This is a genomic window from Arthrobacter sp. HMWF013, from assembly GCF_003061105.1.
Classification (GTDB): domain Bacteria; phylum Actinomycetota; class Actinomycetes; order Actinomycetales; family Micrococcaceae; genus Arthrobacter.
In genome coordinates this window covers 1-2,757 of record NZ_QAIQ01000494.1, presented here as the reverse complement: position 1 = coordinate 2,757, position 2,757 = coordinate 1, and the positions used below count along the sequence as shown (strand labels likewise).

Annotated in this window: 3 protein-coding genes; 2 read left to right on the top strand and 1 reads right to left on the bottom strand. The window is 68.7% G+C overall.

Annotated features, from left to right (window positions below):
- Positions 1–1,314: phenylacetate--CoA ligase family protein (locus tag DBR22_RS17570; protein ID WP_108600081.1), on the top strand; the 1,314-nt coding region annotated here is incomplete at its 5' end.
- Entirely contained in the window at positions 1,307–1,759 is a 453-nt protein-coding gene (locus DBR22_RS17565) for an SRPBCC family protein (RefSeq protein WP_108600080.1), read from the top strand. The genes DBR22_RS17570 and DBR22_RS17565, both read left to right, overlap by 8 nt.
- 34 nt (positions 1,760–1,793) lie before the next feature.
- Here DBR22_RS17565 and DBR22_RS17560 read toward each other — a convergent pair whose 3' ends face one another.
- The gene (locus DBR22_RS17560; protein WP_108600079.1) at positions 1,794–2,540 is read right to left on the bottom strand and encodes an ABC transporter permease; all 747 of its coding nucleotides are present in this window, start codon (positions 2,538–2,540) and stop codon (positions 1,794–1,796) included.
- Positions 2,541–2,757 lie beyond the last annotated feature (217 nt).

The window sequence follows — 2,757 nt, the reverse complement described above, 5'->3', positions numbered from 1 at the left end:
CACCAGGACCAGGCGCTGCGGGAGCTGCGCCGGGCAGCCTATGCCGGCTCGGAGTTCTACCGTCGCCATCACGCCGGCCTCCACGGGGCACCCCTCGACCAGCTGCCGCCGGTGACCAAAGCGGACCTGATGGACCACTTCGACGAGGCAGTCACCACCCCGGACGTGCGGCTCGCGGACCTGGAGGAGCACCTGCGGGACCTGGTTGAGAGCGGGGGAGACCCGGGCTTGCCGTGGAAGGGCCGGTGGTGGGCCGCGGCGACGTCGGGCACCGCGGGCCGGCGCGGGACCTTCGTCTGGAACCGCTCCGAGTGGGGGACCGTGATGGCTTCCTACGCCCGGGCGAACGACTGGGCCGGGATTGCGGCGGGGCCAACGCGCCCCCTGAAAGTGGCGCTGGTCAGCTCCCGCGTCCCCACCCACCAGTCCGCCGTTCTCGGAGCATCCCTGCGCTCCCGGCTTGTTCCCAGCCTCCGCCTGGATGTCACCGCGCCCCTGGAGGAGACCGTGGCCGCGCTGAACCGTTTCCAGCCCAGGATCCTGGTGGGCTACGCCTCGGCGCTGAAACCCCTGGCGGCAGAGCAGCACTCCGGGCGGCTTCACATCTCTCCGCAGGGTGTGATGTCCGCATCCGAAGTGCTGACCCCGCACACCGCTGCGGAAATCGAGGCGGCGTGGGGGAGTGCACCCATCGACGTGTACGCGGCGACTGAAACGGCCGGGATCGCTTCCCCCTGTACGTACGGGAACCGCCATGTCTATGAGGACCTGCTGATCGTCGAACCCGTGGACCAGGACGGGAAGGCTGTGCCGCCGGGCACCACTGGGGCAAAGCTCTTGGTCACGGTCCTGTTTTCGCGGACCCTGCCGCTGATCCGCTACGAAATGTCGGACACCGTGCGGCTGGGGGGACGGGGCTGCCCCTGCGGACGGTCCTTCAGCCTCCTGGAGGAGATCGAAGGCCGGCTCGAAGACGTCCTGCAGCTGCCCGGCAAGACAGGCCGCGTGGATGTCCACCCGATAGTGTTCCACCACGTTCTGGACCAGGCGGCCCGCGCCGGGTGGCAGATCATCCAGGAACCCGCCGGCCTGAGGGTCCTCCTGGCAGGCCTCGCACCGGGAAGGTCGCTGGAGGAGGTACGCGCTTCAGTCGCGGAAGCCCTCACCGGGGCCGGCGTGGAGCGGACCGCGGTGGACGTGCGCGTGGTGGAGCACCTTGAACGGACACCCCTCGGCAAAGCCCCGTTTGTACGCGGTTTGACGCGCCAGCCGTTCATGACCAGCCAGCACGATCCGAGGAGTCCTCATGCCTGAACGTCGTTTAGAGGTGCAGCGCCGCATGGCTGCTTCCCCGGCGTCGGTATGGGCACTGTACGCCGACTTCCCGAATCTTGCGACCCACTGGAATGGCCTCAGGACCACGAAAGCCATCGGCAACCAGGCCAGCGGCGTGGGCGCCCGCCGCCGCGTCGAGCTGAAGCCGATGGGCAGCATGGAGGAAACGGTCACCGTCTGGGACGAGGGCCGAAGGATCGACACCAGGAATCAGCCAAGTGCTTTGGTGCCGTTCAGTCGGGCGGAGTCCACGCTCACTCTCGAGCCCGACGAGGGCGGGACCCTGGTGAGGTTCGGCTACCGGTATGTGCCCCGGGGCGGCCCGCTCGGCCGGGTTACGGGCCCGCTGATCGACAGGATGCTGACTGCGACCTTCACGGACATGCTTGCGGCCACCGAGAAGGCCGCCCTCGCGAAGGGATAGCGGGCGGCGCCTCGCGGCGGAATGAAACCCCGATCTAGGGCGGCCCTGGACGGACCGTCACCGCACCGAAGGACCGGATGAGCGCGACGGCGGTGATGGAGCCTGCCGCCATGATGGAAGCCAGGACGATCACCTGGAACCGGCCCGCCTCCAACGGTGACGCCCCGCCGAAAATCGCTCCGACAAACGCGCCGGGCAGGGTCACCAGGCCGGTGGTTTTGGTCTGGTCCGTGGATGGGATCAGGGCCGAATGGACCGATTGGCGTGCCTGGGCCAGCGTAGCCCGGCGGGGAGTGGCGCCCAGGGCGAGCCAGCCTTCCACCAGGTCCCACTGCTCGCGGACCGTCTCGAAGAACCGGCGCCCCGCCAAGGCGGCAATGGTCATGGAGTTGCCGATCACGATGCCGCCCACTGCCAGGATGTACCGGGGCGTGAACTCGATCGCGCCGGTGCCGAAGACCACGCCGAGGGTCACCAGGATGCCTGCGGCCATGGTGCCGGCCACCACGGCGAACCGCCGCCACGACCAGTCCAGCCTGCGGGTGGCCGTGGCAGCTGCGACGGTGAACATGACCAGCAGCGCCACGGCCACCCAACCGGGGCTGGTGATGATGCCACCCAACACCAGGCTGATGAGCGCCAGCTGGGCTGCACCGCGCAGAATGGCCCCCGCCGGTGCAAAATACCGGTCCGCACGGGATGTCCGGAGTACCCCGATGGTGATCAGCATCAGGACGGCAATTGCCACGAGGGTGGGTGCCAGATCAGCGATGGAGGCCATCCGGCCAGCTTACTGAGGGCGGCGATTTCCGTAGCGGGCAGGCCTGGCTACCGGAGGGCCGGTGCGTCCGGGATCTCCATCTGGAACCCGCACCTGCACCGGAGAACCCTGGTGGACAGGTAGACGCTGAGCGCCTCCGGGACCTGACGGTAGGAGTAGCTGCTGTGGATGCTCCGCAGTTCGGTGCCCATCGCGGCCATGGGCTGGCCGCAATGAA

Bases quoted from the DNA above. Each gene is read 5' to 3' on its own strand.
- DBR22_RS17560 (WP_108600079.1), bottom strand. From the start codon at position 2,540: ATGGCCTCCATCGCTGATCTGGCACCCACCCTCGTGGCAATTGCCGTC.
- DBR22_RS17565 (WP_108600080.1), top strand. From the start codon at position 1,307: ATGCCTGAACGTCGTTTAGAGGTGCAGCGCCGCATGGCTGCTTCCCCG.